Origin of the sequence: Lentilitoribacter sp. Alg239-R112 (assembly GCF_900537175.1) — a bacterium.
Classification (GTDB): Bacteria; Pseudomonadota; Alphaproteobacteria; order Rhizobiales; family Rhizobiaceae; genus Lentilitoribacter.
Window position 1 is genome coordinate 111,538 of sequence record NZ_LS999834.1, and the last position, 15,796, is coordinate 127,333.

Sequence of the window (15,796 nt, forward strand, 5' to 3'; positions counted from 1 at the left end):
CTTAAACTTAAATTTTAGGTTAAACCTATCGATCTTTTATAGGTGTGTAGTCACGAACCGCAGGGCCTGTATAAAGCTGGCGCGGGCGACCAATACGCTGATTTGGGTCTTCGATCATTTCTTTCCATTGCGCGATCCAACCGACAGTTCTTGCAAGCGCGAAGAGCACTGTGAACATCTCTTTCGGGAAGCCAAGCGCTTTCAGGGTGATGCCGGAATAGAAATCGATATTCGGATAGAGCTTCTTCTCAATGAAGTAAGGGTCAGTCAGGGCGATCTTTTCAAGCTCCATAGCGACTTCTAGAAGTGGATCATCCTTAATGCCTAACTCGTTAAGCACTTCATGCGTTGTTGTTTGCATAATTTTCGCACGTGGATCGTAGTTCTTGTAAACGCGGTGACCAAAACCCATAAGGCGGAACGGATCATCGCGATCTTTAGCACGAGCAACATATTCAGGGATGCGATCAACAGAACCAATTTCGGCAAGCATATTAAGCGCTGCTTCATTCGCACCACCATGGGCAGGCCCCCAAAGACAGGCGATACCAGCCGCAATACATGCGAAAGGATTTGCGCCTGATGAGCCAGCTAGACGAACGGTTGATGTGGACGCATTTTGCTCATGATCGGCATGAAGGATGAAAATCCGATCCATTGCGCGTGCGAGAACGGGGTTCACCTTGTAGTCCTCACAAGGGACAGCAAAACACATGCGCAAGAAATTGGCCGCATAATCAAGATCATTTTTCGGGTAAACGAATGGCTGTCCCACATGGTATTTATATGCCATCGCTGCCAAAGTTGGCAACTTAGCAATCATACGCATAGACGCGACCATGCGCTGATGTGGATCAGTGATATCCGTTGAATCATGATAAAATGAAGACATTGCACCCACACAACCGCAAAGCACGGCCATCGGGTGAGCATCTCTACGGAAACCCGTGAAAAAACGAGACATTTGCTCATGAACCATAGTATGCTTGGTCACACGGTTGTCAAAATCAAGTTTTTGTTCTGCAGATGGCAATTCGCCATGCAGAAGAAGATAACAGACTTCCAGAAAGTCACCTTCACTTGCCAGCTGTTCGATCGGGTAACCGCGGTGCAGCAGTACACCTTTATCACCATCGATGAATGTAATGTCTGAATCACATGATGCGGTAGATGTAAAACCCGGATCAAATGTAAAAGCATCTGTGTTCTTGTAAAGTGCGCTAATATCTATAACATCAGGGCCCAGAGTACCAGAGCGAACAGGGAAGTCATATTCCTTGCCTTCGAAGTTCAAGGTCGCTTTTTTATCTGTCATAATTTTTCCCTTTTGCCGTATCTTATCGCCATAGTCATGGCGAGACTTTCTGTTCTAATTATCATGTGCATTAGCTATACGATTTGCATCTCAATGCCAAGTTTTTATCATAAATATTGTGCAGTGCAATGTATAGAGCGCTTATGCAAACCAAAGGTAATGTTGACAATAGTTGGGCGTGGGTATCATTGTATCCATAAGGGAGCGGTGAAAATCGTTGAGTGGGTGCATTGTCGACCGAAGATGAAAATTATCAAATAGATAAGAGGGAGAGTGCGGACCGTAAAGTTCCTAAAAACCCGATATATATGGATTTAAATCGGTTTATACGAGGCTTGGTGACACCTGCTCCGGCGCCGCTAAAACAACCCGCAATACAAAGATGGCTGGATGAAGAAGTACATTTTGGCCATACATTTCTCTGGTTTCCAATTGGGCTCATTGCTGGCGCATATTTTAATTTCACGCGTCAAAATGACATCCCAATTGCCGCTCTTATTTTGCCCTTTTCAATTCTTTTGACAATTCGTGTCTGCATAAATGGTTTGTCTGTCCGCTCAAAATATATAGTCAGCTTGGGGATGGCATTTATTGTTGGTGCGATTGCCGTCAATTTTGAACACCGGGGTGAGTTTATTATATTGGATCAGTCCGTAACAACCAACGTCGAAGGTCTTGTTATCGCTAAAGAAATCGGGGTTAATGATATGCCTCGATATAAAATTGAAGTGGTTGATACTAGTAATCCAAGAATATTTAGGTCCCCGACTGTCATTCAACTTGTTGCACGTAGTTCTCATAAGGTTTTTGAGGTTGGGGAACCAATAAAAGGACGCGCGCGACTTTCGCCGCCGTCAGGGCCGGTTTTTCCAGGAGGCTATGATTTTTCGTCAGCAGCTCTGCAAAAAAATATTGGGGCCTATGGATTTTTTTACGGTAAACCAGAACGAGAAGTATTATCTGCACCTCCTAAATTGGATTTGAGAACCAAATTTCTGGTCTCGGTAAATTGGGTACGAAGCGAAATAGCATATCGAATTAGGCAACAGCTGAATGGGGATGCCGCTGGAATAGCTTCGGCGCTCATCGTATCTGATCGAAGAGCAATAAGTAAAAGTGCTGTTGAGTCTTTAAGAGCGTCAGGACTTGCCCATGTCTTGGCAATATCTGGCCTTCATATGGTACTGGCATCCGGCACTTTCTTTTTTGCACTGAGATTAATACTCAGCTTATTTCCGACACTCGTGCAGTCATTTCCGGTGAAAAAAATAGCTGCATTTGGCGCGATCATCGCTGCAAGTTCTTACCTGACTATTTCTGGGGCTCCGATCTCAGCGCAACGGGCTTGGATCATGCTGGTCATCGTATTGTTAGCAGTATTAATGGATCGACCCGCCATTACATTACGCAATGTAGCAATTGCGGCAATCGTTATAACCGTCATCTCACCATCAGCAGTGATGACACCTGGTTTTCAGATGTCATTTTCCGCTGCAGCGGCGCTCGTGGCCGTTTATACAGGTTGGGCAAATTTTTCTGCCGCCTACGAGCGTTCGAGGGGAGGTATCTATGATGGCTTCATATTTCTCGTTCGGTTTTTTATAGGTCTTGCCGCAACTGCGATCATAGCTGGACTTGCAACTGGTATCTTCGCGGTTCAGCATTTCTATCAGTTCGCAGGGTATGGCGTACTAGGGAATGTTCTTGCCATGCCAATTGTCACGTTGTTGGTCATGCCACTGGCACTTCTCTCTGTGTTACTCATGCCATTTGGCCTTGAAACTTGGCCGCTGATGGCAATGGGATGGTCAATTGAAATAGTTATTATGATTGCAGAGTGGGTGGCCAGTTTAGGCAGCAATATTGCAATCGGGAAACCGTCTCCAATCGCAAGCTTCCTTGCGTCCGTTGGTTTTGTTGTGTTTATCTGTTTCAGAAGTAAGTTGCGTTTTACAGGATTGGCTTTGATTGGGTTCTCAGCATTGGGATTGTTAATGGTAAACCCCAAAATTCCTGACATGTTGATTAGCGAAGATGGCAAGCTTGTAGGAATTCGCAAGTCAAATACAAACCAGTTAAGTATTAATCGATCACGACCATCAAAGTTTATTCTTGATCAATGGTTAGATGCCTATAAGTTTCAGATAGGTAAGCCAATACAGCTTTCTAATAAGCAGAAAGCCAAGGAGTTGCTTTCGGAGGAGACGGTTGAATTTTGGCCCAAGTTTGATGGTTTCTCAAACCAGACCGCGTTTGCGGAGTTTAAATGTGTATCGAGTCAATTCTGCTACTTTGAAAACGGCGAGATCAAAATCGCAACAATTACAGATCAAAGATATTTAAGAATCGCCTGCGATCGCGCAAATATTGTAATCTTGTCTACAAGGCTAAAAGACGAAAACAGCACTTGCGATAAAAATGTAATGGTGCTTGATCAAAATTCACTGCGAAGAACAGGTTCTCTTGCCCTATATCGCAATCTGGACAAGACATCTCAATCTACCCTCGATTGGAATATTGTAAGCGCCATTAACAATAGCGTTCGGCCTTGGACATCTCACCGCTATTACGACTGGCGAAGCCGCAGCTACAAAATGCCAAATGGTGAAATCGTCAAATACCATGGCCTCACTAATTTCAAGGCCAACGCACCAGAACTGAATACCAAAACTAATGATAGCGGCGAATAAGACCTACCAATTTGCCTTGAACTTTAACACGGTCAGGTCCAAAAATTCGTGTTTCATAGGCTGGGTTAGCAGCTTCCAGAGCAATTGAATCACCCTTACGACGAAACCGTTTTAGTGTAGCTTCTTCTTCATCAACAAGTGCAACGACGATGTCGCCGGGTGTGGCATGGTTGGTATCTTTAATTACGACCGTATCGCCATCAAAAATTCCAGCCTCAATCATTGAATCACCTTTGACTTCAAGAGCATAGTGATCTCCAGATCCAAGCATATCAACCGGAACAGCCACATTATGCGTATTGTGTTGTATTGCCGATATGGGAACACCCGCAGCAATCCGCCCCATGACCGGAACGTTTAAGGCGCCGGCATTATCATCATTGGATGCTTTTGGCTTCAAACTCTGTGTCGGTGTTCTATCTTTGCTGCCCTCAATAACGCTTGGCGTAAAGCCGCGCGGCGGAGGTGATGTGTTTTGGTAGCTCTCTGGTAGTTTTATAACTTCAAGTGCACGTGCTCGATTAGGGAGTCTTCGAATAAAACCACGCTCTTCGAGCGCTGTAATTAAGCGATGGATTCCAGACTTAGATGCTAAATCAAGCGCATCTTTCATTTCATCAAATGATGGAGGTATACCGGATTCTTTCATCCGCTCATGAATGAAAAACAATAACTCTTGCTGCTTACGGGTCAACATATGATGTACCTTTGCAAAATGAAACAAATCAAGAACAATTCTTATATGTTCTATATGTGTTCCGCAAGTGTTAAAAAACATTTAAAGAACATTGCTATGAAATTACGTGTTTCACTTGAACAAAGAGGAACATAGACGGAATACATAAATGTTATTGAACAATTGGATCATGTTAGATGATGAATTTGGCAGATCCTTGGTTCAATCGGTACATGTAGATGATTGAAAAATATAATGAATTTATAGATGATTAGTTAAAGCGAGTTGCGTAAGCCTGTTATCGCACTGTTTTACTCTTACTGAGCAAGAAATGTTTGGTTTTGCTTTGCAAAATTAATTCTAAATAGTTCAACTATCTAACAAGATTACGTCGCAAGTATCACCCTTTTTCGCCGGTTTTGCATTTGGGGGGCGAATCAAAAGACCATTTGCATCGGCAAAGACACGTACCAGAGATGAATCCTGTCGAGAAAATGGGGTAGCAGTTAGGTTTCCATTTTTATCATATTCGATGCGGGCTCGCATATAATCTTGTCGGGAAGCGTTCTCCGTAAGATCAACTGTAGTTCTCGCTTTTTGGATGACTTGTGTTGCCCGGTTTCCACTAAGCTTTCGAACAAGTGGTGCTAGAAATAAATTGGCCGTCACCAAACATGATGCTGGGTTACCGGGTAATCCCATGAAACGCATGTTACCAAGTTGGCCAAACATAAGTGGCTTACCAGGACGCATGGCGATTTTCCAAAAATTAAGCTCCATACCCATGTCGATAAGAGCTTTTTGTACCAAATCATAATCACCAACTGATGCGCCACCAATGGTCACAAGAATATCGGCTTTGCTATCAATTGCTTTTTGCACGCGTGTTTTGATATCGTCCAAATTATCGGCAGCTATTCCGAGATCGACAGCACTTGCTCCTGCGCTCGAACATAAGGCCACAACGCCATAGCTGTTAGATGAAATGATCTGGTTTTCATCTGGTGTTCCGCCCGGTTCTACGAGTTCGTCACCCGTTGCTAGAACGTAGACATCTGGTTTTTCAAAAACCGCCATATGTGACTGGTTCATACATGCAGCTAGGGTGAGGGCGGAATAGTCCAGGCGTCGAGATTTTTCCAGCAGCATCTGATTTTCATCAAAATCAACACCTTTGAGCCTGATGTGCCGATCTTTTTGTGCCGGCTCAGTAACTTTGATGACGTTTTCTGCAATGATCTTGGTGTTTTCCTGAATGAGTATCGTATTAGCCTGAGCGGGTACTGGCGCACCTGTGAAGATACGGACAGCCTCACCTTTATTTACAACACCTGTGAAACTTCGCCCTGCAGCGGATTCACCAACAACACGCAATGTCATGCCAGCTTTGCAGGCATCATCATAGCGAACCGCATAACCATCCATTGCTGATGCGTTAAATGGTGGCTGCGCGCGGTTGGATGAAATGTTCTGGCTTAAAATGCGACCATGAGCATCGCTGATTGAAACCTTTTCTTCACCCTTAGGTTCAGCACCCTTAAGAAGTCTTGACAATGCTTCGTCAACGGGAAGTAGGCTCATGATGTAGTGCTATCCGATAAATCTGCATGCCACTCGCCAGATTTACCCCCAGTTTTCTTAACAAGACGAATGCCACCGATTTCCATGCCTTTATCCGCCGCCTTAGCCATATCGTAGATGGTTAGGCATGTAACAGAACACGCCGTCAGCGCTTCCATTTCGACACCTGTTTTTCCTGAAAGACGAACGGTAGATGTAATGCGTAAACCGGGAAGTTCAGGTGCTTCTTCAATATTCACCGCGATTTTGGTCAATAGTAGCGGGTGGCAAAGTGGGATCAGGTTTGAGGTCTGTTTTGCCGCCATAATGCCAGCAAGGCGAGCCGTGCCGATAACGTCACCTTTTTTAAGGTTACCCTCGCGAATGAGCGTAAGTGTTTCAGGTGCCATTTTAATTTGACCAACCGCAATAGCTTCTCGTGTAGTCGCAGTCTTATCACCCACATCGACCATAGAGGCAGACCCATCTTCAGCTAAATGTGTGAGTTTGCCCTCCTTCGTCATCATCTATCACCAACTCTTCTGGCTGCCCCTAGAAGCTCTTTAGTCGCCTTGGTAACGTCTTCTTGGCGCATAAGACTTTCGCCCACCAAAAATGTGCTGATATCTGACTTTTGTAAACGCAAACAATCATCATGCGTAAAGATACCGCTTTCTCCAACAAGCAGGTAATCATCGGGTACCATCGCGGCTAAGCGTTCTGAATTGGAAAGCGAGACCTCAAAGGTGCGTAAATTTCGGTTGTTAACACCCAGCAATCGACTATCAAGTTTGAGTGCTCGTTCAGTCTCGATCTCGTCATGCACTTCAATAAGCGCGTCCATACCAAGTTCAAAGGCACAATCCTCTAAAGCTTTAGCTTCATCGTCACTTAGGCATGCCATTATAATGAGAATGGCATCTGCACCCCATGCGCGCGCTTCATAGACCTGATAAGGTTCAAACATGAAATCTTTGCGCAAAGCGGGTAGGGCACAGGCATCTCTTGCTGCAGTTAAAAACTCAGGCGCGCCTTGAAAAGACGGAGTATCAGTAAGAACAGAAAGGCATGACGCACCGCCCTGTTCGTAGGCTTTGGCAAGTTCCTGCGGGTTGAAATCTTCTCGGATCAATCCTTTAGAAGGACTAGCCTTTTTGATTTCTGAAATAAGGCCAAATTCTCCATTGGCTTTTTTTGTATCTAGCGCTGCTTTAAATCCACGTGGAGCATCACCATCGGCGAACTTTGCCTTTAGATCGCTGAGGGACATTTTAGCCTTGGCAACTTCTATTTCGACGCGTTTATATTCTTCGATTTTCTTTAAAATGTCAGCCATATTTAGCTTTCAGTTGGGGCTAAGCGATTGGAGGTTGCAACAAGTTGCTCAAGTGTATTGAGTGCTGCACCGCTATCAATTGTTTTGGCTGCTATTTCAACGCCTTCAATCAAGGTTTCGGCTTTCTGTGCTACAATTAAGCTAGCAGCGGTATTCAGCAAAACAACTTCTCGATAGGCGTTTTTATCGCCCTGTAAGACACCTCTAAGAGCTGTGGCATTTTCTTCACCACTTCCGCCTTTAAGTGCAGATAGATCAACACATTTTAAACCTGCATCCTCTGGCGAGACAGTAAAGTTCTTGATCTGTCCCTCGAGAAGAGCTGATATTTGGGATTCACCCGTTGTTGTCAATTCATCAAGACCATTGCCATGAACAACCCAGACTGATTTTGAACCACGGTCTTTTAGCACATGTGCGAGAGGTTCTACCCACTCTGGAGCATAAACGCCTGTAAGTTGGCTTTTTACGCCGGCTGGGTTGGAAAGGGGGCCAAGCAGGTTAAACATTGTGCGTGTGCCCAGTTCAACCCGTGTAGGCCCTACATAACGCATGGCAGAATGGTGGTTTGGCGCAAACATAAAGCCGATACCGGCCTCATGAATACATGTTTCAATGCCTTTAGGGTCCAACGCCAGGCTTAGGCCTAGCGCAGATAGACAATCTGCAGTTCCTGCTTTTGATGAAAGGGCCTTATTGCCGTGCTTGGCAATTTTTACACCGCAGCCTGCTGTTACGAAAGCTGTGCATGTTGAAATATTATAAGTACCCGAGCCATCTCCGCCAGTACCAACGATATCTATGGCATCAGCGGGAGCTTTTACGGGCAGCATTTTCTCACGCATGATCGCAACAGCGCCAGATATCTCTTCAACGGTTTCGCCACGCACACGCAACGCCATAAGAAATCCGCCGATCTGGGAAGGTGTTGCTTCACCAGACATGATGGCATCAAATGCTTGGCGAGACTCATCCGTAGAAAGTTTATCGCCGTTGGCGACCATTCCGATAAATCTTTTTAAATCAGACATAAAAACTCCCCAAAAAGTTACTGCGCCAAAATGTGGGAAGCAAGCTCACGATTTACTGTTACGCCATATTCTGATTGGAGGCGTGAAACAAATTGTCCAACAACTTCGTTGCCTGCCACTGCATTAAAGTTTTCTAGATTTTGAGTAATCGCCTGATCGGATAAAGCATCTTCTGGGACATTTACGGCCACAACTTTCATTAAGACCTGATTGGCACCGCTGGCGTCAGGTGCAACAGTTGTTAATCCGATAGGACCAGCAAAAGCTGCTTCAATTGTTGCCAGATTAAACACAGCATCCGGTGCGCCACGCGTGATATCGATCTTTTTCTCAAGATTAATCGTATGCTCATCTGCGATCGCAGCTAGCGTTTTGCCATCATCGAGTTGTTTTTTCAGCTCATCAGCTTTAGCAACCAAGGCCGCTTCCGTTTCTGCTGCTAACCAATCTGCTGATACTCTATCTTTGACTTCATCAAGTGTTCTATCTCGGGCTGCAATAATGTCGAGAACTTCAAACCAAACAAAACCTTCAGAACCAATATTAATTGGAGGTGTTTCAAGGTTGATGTCCGATTCAAAAGCTTGGGTGATAACCTCACGCGATTGCGGAATGCCTTCCACAGCAACGCCTTTATCGTCGGCGCCTGTTCGATCAATCATGTCAATCGTCACAACTTTTAGGTTTTGCTTGTCGGCGGCTTCAATAAGTGTCAGCCCGCTTGCACGATCATCTTCGTAGGCATCATGCACATCCAACAAAGTATCTGCTGCTGCGATAAGTGCCAGTTGCCGACGAATGTCTTCTTTCACATCATCCAATGTTCGGGTTACCGCAGGCTCAATCTTCGAAACACGTAATATAACTGGACCAAAGGTTCCTTTTAAAACATCCGTGTTTCCACCTTCCGCAGGAACAGAAAATGCCGCATCTGCAAGGCTTTGATCTGGCATCCTATTTTTTGTAAACGTGCCGATCGATACATCACTGGCTGTTTTACCTTCCTCAACGAGGAGGTCATCAAAAGATGTGCCAGAGTTCAATTTTGCCAAAGCGGCATCTGCTGTCACGTCGTCTTTAAACGTTAGCTGGTCAATCGCTCGGGATTCTTCTGTGCTGTAGCTTGATTGACGTGCTTCATATTCTTGCACAATAGCTTCTTCGCTTACACCATCAAGATAGATAATATCTTCACTTGTTAGTTTAAGGTATGAAATTTTACGATATTCGGGCGCTGCGTAACGTGCAATGTTCGCATCAAAGTAAGTTTTGAGTTGTTCATCTGTTGCCGCTGCCATTTCATCAAGAATAGCGGGAGTTAAAACAAGATAGTCGATATCACGTTTTTCAGTGCGGTATTCCGCTAGCGCTTTTAGAAGTGTGTGTGGAATTTTAAATCCATCCGACACAGCCTCTGTGACCTGACTGCGGGTTGCCTCTTTTGCGCTGATTGTCAGGTATTGGGATTCTGACATGCCAATATTTTGTAACACCCGACGAAATGTCCCCTGATCAAACTGCCCAGTAAGGCTATCCTGAAAGATTGGTTGCTGAGATAAAATAACACCCTGACGTTTTTCCGACACGCCCAAATTAAGTTCAGATGCTTGCTGGTCTAGTGCCGCGTTGGTGGCCAGTGACCCAAAGACTTGATCTTCAATACCGAAAGCGCGAGCTTCTTCAGTTGTTAAGTTGCGGCCAAACTGCTGTGAAATAGCACCAACTTGCTGGCGGTAGGCCAGATAAAACTCCTCAGGGCCAACTTTTTCGTCGCCAACAGATACAACCGTCGTTGAATTATTTTGCAAAATACTGCCTGATATGCCCCAAACACCAAACGACGCGACCAGCAAAATAAGCAATAGTTTGGCAACCCAAGTCTTTGCAGCTCTTCTTAAAAAGTCCATATTGTGAATCTCTCCAACCCAACAAACAGTTATCAATTGATATCTGTATATAAATAATTATGGCAACCTTTAGCCCATACAGATTATGAATTGAAGACTTATTGCACTGCAAATCAAATATTTGTAAAGAACAGAGCAATCAAAACGCAACCCGATGTAAATTTAAGCCCTATTGATGTAAATTTAAGCCCTATTGATGTAAATTTAAGCCCTATTGAGGATAAGATGACACCAAATATTCGCCCACTTGTCGCTGGAAACTGGAAAATGAACGGTAAGCGCGATGCGCTCGGTGTTGTAAAGCAAGTCGCAGATGCATCCGACAGGGATAGCTTAAGCAAGATTGATGCGCTTTTATGTCCGCCAGCCACATTATTATATGTCGCAACAACTCTGACAGAAGATTCGGCACTTAATATTGGCGGTCAAGATTGCCATACGAATAAATCTGGTGCTCATACTGGCGATATTTCTGCTGAAATGATTGCGGATTGCTTAGGTTCGCACGTTATCGTCGGTCATTCAGAGCGTAGAACAGACCATGGGGAGACTGACGCTATGGTCAAAGAGAAAGCACATGCTGTTCTTGCATCTGGATTGAAAGCTATTGTTTGTATTGGAGAGACCGAAGAAGAGCGCAAGTCTGGCAAAACACTTGATGTTTTAAAAACGCAACTTGCTGGCTCTGTAACGGACAAAGCAACAGCGGAAAATACTGTCATCGCCTATGAGCCTGTTTGGGCGATCGGTACGGGTCTTGTGCCAAGTGTTGAAGATGTAACAGAGGCGCACGCTTTTATGCGCGCAGAACTTGTTGCAAGGTTTGGCGAAGCAGGCCAGAACATGAAAATCTTGTATGGCGGATCAGTTAAACCTAATAATGCCGCCGAATTAATGTCGATTTTGAATGTTGATGGCGCATTAGTTGGCGGTGCAAGCTTGAAAGCAGACGACTTCATTGCCATCTGTGAAGCTACAGCAAGCGTTGCATAGTTATAATAACTGCTATTTTACGCTTATCGCGTGACTATTGGGCTTGGAAAATTGCCAAAGCTCGTGTATGGACGCGCAAAGTTCTAATACTAATGAGCCTTCAAGGCAGGAATAATACATGGAAACCGTACTCATAGTTATACACTTGATGATCGTTATCGCTCTAGTTGGCGTTGTTTTATTGCAACGTTCAGAAGGCGGCGGGCTTGGCATCGGTGGCGGTGGCGGTGGTGGCATGATGACAGCACGCGGTGCTGCAAGCATGTTAACACGCGCAACAGGTATTTTAGCTGCAGGCTTTTTTATCACATCATTGGCTCTCGGAATTCTCGCGCGTTATAATGATCCGACCTCTGGTGTTCTTAATCAGATTCCAGCAATTGAGAGTGATGGGCAGGGTATCTTAAACCAGCTTGGTGGATCTGACACAACGGAAATTCCAGCCGCGCCAGCTGATGATGGCACTTCAGTTCCAACAGGGAACTAGTTCAAGCTGTAAATTTGAGCAGTTTAAAATTTTAAAGCCCGGGCATTGTCTCGGGCTTTTTTGCTGTTACTCAGTTTTTATTACATGCTTTCAATTGGTTATAATACGTCTGACAGGAACAGATAAGTTGCAATTAGGTTGATGATTATTTCTTGTAAGAGTGCTGCAGCCAACCATAGTCCTATGAAAAGAATGAATGAAGACCCTAGATATTGTTTTATTAGGCTAGCTCTTTTCCAGTTGCGGCGCTCAAGCGTTGCTGAATCTGGCATCTTCCGTAATTTGGATATAAAAAAGCAAATTGAAATTATTGAGAATATTAAAAACAAGAGCTCATGCATAATAGCACCGGATTTTGGTTTTGGATAAACTTATCAAGCGACCGCTAAATGGATCTTGATAAGATGTGATTTTCCACCAAAAAGTTTAAAATAATAAAAATTTCGCTGGCGTAGTTCACAAAAGTTAGCTAATCCTTCAATCCCATGGCACGATATGTTTTTATAACTGGTGGCGTGGTTTCTTCCCTTGGTAAAGGTGTTGCTTCTGCTGCTTTAGGCGCTTTGCTGCAAGCTCGTGGTTATCGAGTGCGGCTGCGTAAACTTGACCCTTATTTAAATGTTGATCCGGGCACGATGAGCCCTACTCAGCATGGCGAAGTCTTTGTGACCGATGATGGTGCAGAGGCTGACCTTGATTTGGGCCATTATGAAAGATTTACTGGCAGGTCTGCGGTCAAGATGGATAACATCACCACGGGGCGCATTTATAAGGATATCATCGACAAGGAGCGCCGTGGCGATTATCTTGGCGCAACCGTTCAGGTTATTCCTCATGTAACAAACGAAATCAAAGACTTCGTGCTTGATGGCAATGAAGATTATGACTTCGTGTTGTGTGAAATCGGCGGTACGGTGGGCGATATTGAAGCCATGCCATTTATGGAAGCCATTCGTCAGCTTGGTAATGATTTACCGCGCAACAGTGCGATTTATCTGCATCTAACTTTGATGCCGTTTATTGCTGCTGCTGGCGAATTGAAAACCAAACCAACACAGCATTCAGTTAAAGAATTGCAAGCTATGGGCATTGCACCTGATATCTTACTGGTTCGCGCTGATCGTGAAATCCCGCAGGAAGAACGCCGCAAACTCTCGCTTTTCTGTAACGTGCGTCCTTCTGCTGTTATTCAAGCGCTTGATGTCGCAAGCATATATGATGTGCCTTTGGCCTATCACAAAGAAGGCCTTGATAACGAAATCTTGGCAGCCTTTGGTATTGACCCTGCTCCCGAGCCTCGCCTTGAGGCGTGGCAGGATGTTTCAGATCGTATACAGTCACCTGAGGGCGAGGTCACAATTGCTATTGTAGGCAAGTATACCGGCCTGAAAGATGCTTATAAATCACTTATGGAAGCCTTGTATCATGGCGGTATAGCCAATCGGGTTAAGGTGAAATTTGAGTGGATTGATTCTGAAATTTTTGAGAAAGAAGACCCGGCACCTTACTTAGAAAAAGTGCATGGTATTCTCGTTCCTGGTGGATTTGGATATCGCGGTGCTGAAGGGAAAATTCGTGCTGCCGAGTTTGCTCGAACTAAAAAGGTACCATATTTCGGAATTTGCTACGGTATGCAAATGGCTGTTTTGGAAGCTGCGCGTAATTTAGCTGGCATCGAAGATGCCATGTCGAGTGAATTTGAACAGAAAACAGGCACAAACCTCGTAGGTATTATGACTGAGTGGGTCAAAGGCAACCAGCTTGAACAGCGAAAAGCCAATGGTGATCTGGGCGGGACTATGCGTCTTGGTGCTTACAATGCTTCATTGAAGAATGGTACGCGGATCGCTGAGATATATGGCTCTGAGAGCATTTCTGAACGTCATCGTCACCGCTATGAGGTTGATGTGAACTATAAAGATAAACTCGAAGAGTGTGGCCTGGTATTCTCAGGGCTTTCTCCTGATGGGATTCTTCCAGAAACTGTTGAATATTCTGATCATCCCTGGTTTATCGGTGTTCAATATCATCCAGAATTGAAATCGCGCCCACTAGACCCGCATCCGCTATTTGCAAGTTTTATAGAAGCTGCTCTTGAGCAATCACGGTTGGTCTAAATAAGTTAGTATTGTGCAAAAATTTCATCTCATCTGGATGGTGAGATCAAAATTCATCCCAGTTGCTATCATTGGACTGATATTGACCTTGTTGCTGATTTTCCTGCGTCACAGCGCCAGCTAGTCGGCGGCCTAATGATCGGGCAGGGGATGTGCTTGGTTGAGATGGTACATAAGTATTGTCCACCGCTCTTAGCTGTAGGCTCTCTACGGGTCGCGATTGTGTCTGGCCAATCGGCTGAAACGGTTGTGTCGGTTGCACATATTGGTTAGCTGTGGGCATTTGAGTAGGATAATTTCCTGAATTTTCGAGACGAAAACGTCTGATACTATTCTCGAGTTGTGATGATAACTCCAAAAGACCTGAGCAAGATTGATGTGTTTGCTGGGCAATATTTTTACTCTGTTTTGTTGTCTGATCCATCTCACTCATAGTGCCATTAATATCATTAAGTGCACTGGATTGCTCAACCGAGCTCTGGACGATAACACCTATAATATCGTTTATCTCTGCAACACGTGCTTCAATTTCCTGCAAAGAATCACCTGTTTCATTAACAAGTGAAACACCTGTTTCAACCTGCTTAGATGAAGTATCAATTAGTCCTTTAATTTCCTTGGCCGCATTTGCTGAGCGGCCGGCAAGTTCACGTACTTCTTGAGCAACAACTGCAAAGCCTTTGCCAGCTTCTCCGGCTCGAGCAGCCTCTACGCCGGCATTTAACGCAAGAAGATTAGTCTGGAAGGCAATCTCGTCTATCACCCCAATGATCTGATTGATTTGTTGTGCAGATTCTTCAATTTTTGTCATAGCTTCAATAGCTGTACGAACAACAGCGCCAGACTTTTCAGCCTCTTCTTTTGTTTGAGATACCATAGCCTGAACATTATTTGCCTGTTCGCTCGACCCGCTCACACAAGTTGTTACATTATTGATTACTGCGGCTGTTTGTTCCAGCGCCGTTGAATGCTGCTCTGTATGATGGGCTAGCTCAGTGGAGGATTGTCCTGCAATATTTACCGTATTGGTAACGTTAGCTGTTGTGTTGCTAATTTCAGATAATGCGACAGACAGTGCAGATGTACTTTGATTATATGCGGCACGCAGTTGCTCGAACTCCGGTGTGAGTTGTTCATTTATCCGAAAACTAAGATCACCTTGCGAAGCAGACACCAATCCGTGAGTGAGTACTTGCAAGGCGTGAGCACGTTCTGCCTTGTCATGTGCTGATTTTTCATTTGATTCAGCGCTGTCTTCATCTTTTTTCTTTAGTTGCTTTTCAGAAAGCGCGCGTTTGTTTTCTCGATCTATAACAATCTTCTTGAGCTTTTGAATGGATTTTGCAATTTCGCCAATCTCATCCTGCATCTCCATAAATGGCACATCACTTGAGAAATTTCCAGCAGCTAAATGCTCACCAATCCGTGATAGCGGAGCAACGGCACGCTTCTTGATCCAATAGAAGACGAACGTTGTTATTAAGATCGACATGATGGCAACAAGTACGATTGCCAAAGTCAGAATTGCTTCATTTTCAGCGCCTGCATTTATTTTCTGTAAGGCGTAATATTGTGTTGTTAAACTGGCTATGAAAGCAAGAACTACAATAAATCCGAAAATGAACATCTGGTTGGCGATAGTATTTTTCATGTCACTCAATCATTGTGTGGTGCGCAGGGCACA

At 44.5% G+C, this 15,796-nt stretch carries 11 protein-coding genes and 1 pseudogene; 4 read left to right on the forward strand and 8 right to left on the reverse strand.

Going from position 1 to position 15,796, the window contains the following annotated elements; genetic code table 11:
• Positions 1 to 25: 25 nt before the first annotated feature.
• Positions 26 to 1,315 carry a citrate synthase gene (gene gltA, locus G3W54_RS13825; RefSeq protein ID WP_162653838.1) on the reverse strand — a complete coding sequence of 430 codons (1,290 nt, stop codon included), beginning with the start codon at positions 1,313 to 1,315 and terminating at the stop codon, positions 26 to 28.
• A 230-nt stretch (positions 1,316 to 1,545) separates the two neighbouring features.
• Between gltA and G3W54_RS13830 the strand changes: the two genes are divergently transcribed.
• A complete protein-coding gene (locus G3W54_RS13830; RefSeq protein WP_162653839.1) occupies positions 1,546 to 4,005 on the forward strand; it encodes a ComEC/Rec2 family competence protein in 2,460 nt (819 codons plus the stop codon).
• On the opposite strand, the gene lexA is transcribed toward G3W54_RS13830, so the two are convergent.
• The 6 genes from lexA to G3W54_RS13860 form a co-directional block, all read right to left on the reverse strand.
• Entirely contained in the window at positions 3,986 to 4,702 is a 717-nt protein-coding gene (gene lexA / locus G3W54_RS13835) for a transcriptional repressor LexA (protein ID WP_162653841.1), read from the reverse strand. The two genes, G3W54_RS13830 and lexA, sit on opposite strands and share 20 nt — an antisense overlap.
• 348 nt (positions 4,703 to 5,050) lie before the next feature.
• Positions 5,051 to 6,262, reverse strand: a complete 1,212-nt coding sequence (gene glp / locus G3W54_RS13840; RefSeq protein ID WP_162653842.1) for a gephyrin-like molybdotransferase Glp — start codon at positions 6,260 to 6,262, stop codon at positions 5,051 to 5,053.
• Positions 6,259 to 6,765, reverse strand: a complete 507-nt coding sequence (gene moaC / locus G3W54_RS13845; protein ID WP_162654426.1) for a cyclic pyranopterin monophosphate synthase MoaC — start codon at positions 6,763 to 6,765, stop codon at positions 6,259 to 6,261. The genes glp and moaC overlap by 4 nt, the downstream gene beginning before the upstream one ends.
• Positions 6,765 to 7,577, reverse strand: a complete 813-nt coding sequence (gene trpC, locus G3W54_RS13850) for an indole-3-glycerol phosphate synthase TrpC (RefSeq protein WP_162653844.1) — start codon at positions 7,575 to 7,577, stop codon at positions 6,765 to 6,767. Before trpC ends, moaC begins: the two co-directional genes overlap by 1 nt.
• A gap of 2 nt (positions 7,578 to 7,579) precedes the next feature.
• On the reverse strand, positions 7,580 to 8,608 hold the full coding sequence (gene trpD / locus G3W54_RS13855; protein ID WP_162653846.1) for an anthranilate phosphoribosyltransferase: 1,029 nt from the start codon (positions 8,606 to 8,608) through the stop codon (positions 7,580 to 7,582).
• A 17-nt stretch (positions 8,609 to 8,625) separates the two neighbouring features.
• Positions 8,626 to 10,515, reverse strand: a complete 1,890-nt coding sequence (locus tag G3W54_RS13860; RefSeq protein ID WP_162653848.1) for a SurA N-terminal domain-containing protein — start codon at positions 10,513 to 10,515, stop codon at positions 8,626 to 8,628.
• A 225-nt stretch (positions 10,516 to 10,740) separates the two neighbouring features.
• Between G3W54_RS13860 and tpiA the strand changes: the two genes are divergently transcribed.
• The 3 genes and pseudogenes from tpiA to G3W54_RS13875 all read left to right on the forward strand — a co-directional run bounded on the left by tpiA (position 10,741) and on the right by G3W54_RS13875 (position 14,112).
• A complete protein-coding gene (tpiA, locus tag G3W54_RS13865; RefSeq protein ID WP_162653850.1) occupies positions 10,741 to 11,508 on the forward strand; it encodes a triose-phosphate isomerase in 768 nt (255 codons plus the stop codon).
• Positions 11,509 to 11,626: 118 nt separating this feature from the next.
• Positions 11,627 to 11,938: pseudogene (gene secG / locus G3W54_RS13870) on the forward strand (preprotein translocase subunit SecG); the annotation flags it as partial.
• Between the two features lie 542 nt (positions 11,939 to 12,480).
• Entirely contained in the window at positions 12,481 to 14,112 is a 1,632-nt protein-coding gene (locus G3W54_RS13875; RefSeq protein ID WP_162653853.1) for a CTP synthase, read from the forward strand.
• Between the two features lie 46 nt (positions 14,113 to 14,158).
• Here G3W54_RS13875 and G3W54_RS13880 read toward each other — a convergent pair whose 3' ends face one another.
• On the reverse strand, positions 14,159 to 15,763 hold the full coding sequence (locus tag G3W54_RS13880) for a methyl-accepting chemotaxis protein (RefSeq protein WP_162653855.1): 1,605 nt from the start codon (positions 15,761 to 15,763) through the stop codon (positions 14,159 to 14,161).
• Between the last annotated feature and the right edge of the window lie 33 nt (positions 15,764 to 15,796).

Coding starts and splice junctions, on each gene's coding strand:
- gltA (WP_162653838.1), bottom strand. CDS start 1,315: ATGACAGATAAAAAAGCGACCTTGAACTTCGAAGGCAAGGAATATGAC.
- lexA (WP_162653841.1), bottom strand. CDS start 4,702: ATGTTGACCCGTAAGCAGCAAGAGTTATTGTTTTTCATTCATGAGCGG.
- glp (WP_162653842.1), bottom strand. CDS start 6,262: ATGAGCCTACTTCCCGTTGACGAAGCATTGTCAAGACTTCTTAAGGGT.
- moaC (WP_162654426.1), bottom strand. CDS start 6,765: ATGACGAAGGAGGGCAAACTCACACATTTAGCTGAAGATGGGTCTGCC.
- trpC (WP_162653844.1), bottom strand. CDS start 7,577: ATGGCTGACATTTTAAAGAAAATCGAAGAATATAAACGCGTCGAAATA.
- trpD (WP_162653846.1), bottom strand. CDS start 8,608: ATGTCTGATTTAAAAAGATTTATCGGAATGGTCGCCAACGGCGATAAA.
- G3W54_RS13860 (WP_162653848.1), bottom strand. CDS start 10,515: ATGGACTTTTTAAGAAGAGCTGCAAAGACTTGGGTTGCCAAACTATTG.
- tpiA (WP_162653850.1), top strand. CDS start 10,741: ATGACACCAAATATTCGCCCACTTGTCGCTGGAAACTGGAAAATGAAC.
- G3W54_RS13875 (WP_162653853.1), top strand. CDS start 12,481: ATGGCACGATATGTTTTTATAACTGGTGGCGTGGTTTCTTCCCTTGGT.
- G3W54_RS13880 (WP_162653855.1), bottom strand. CDS start 15,763: ATGAAAAATACTATCGCCAACCAGATGTTCATTTTCGGATTTATTGTA.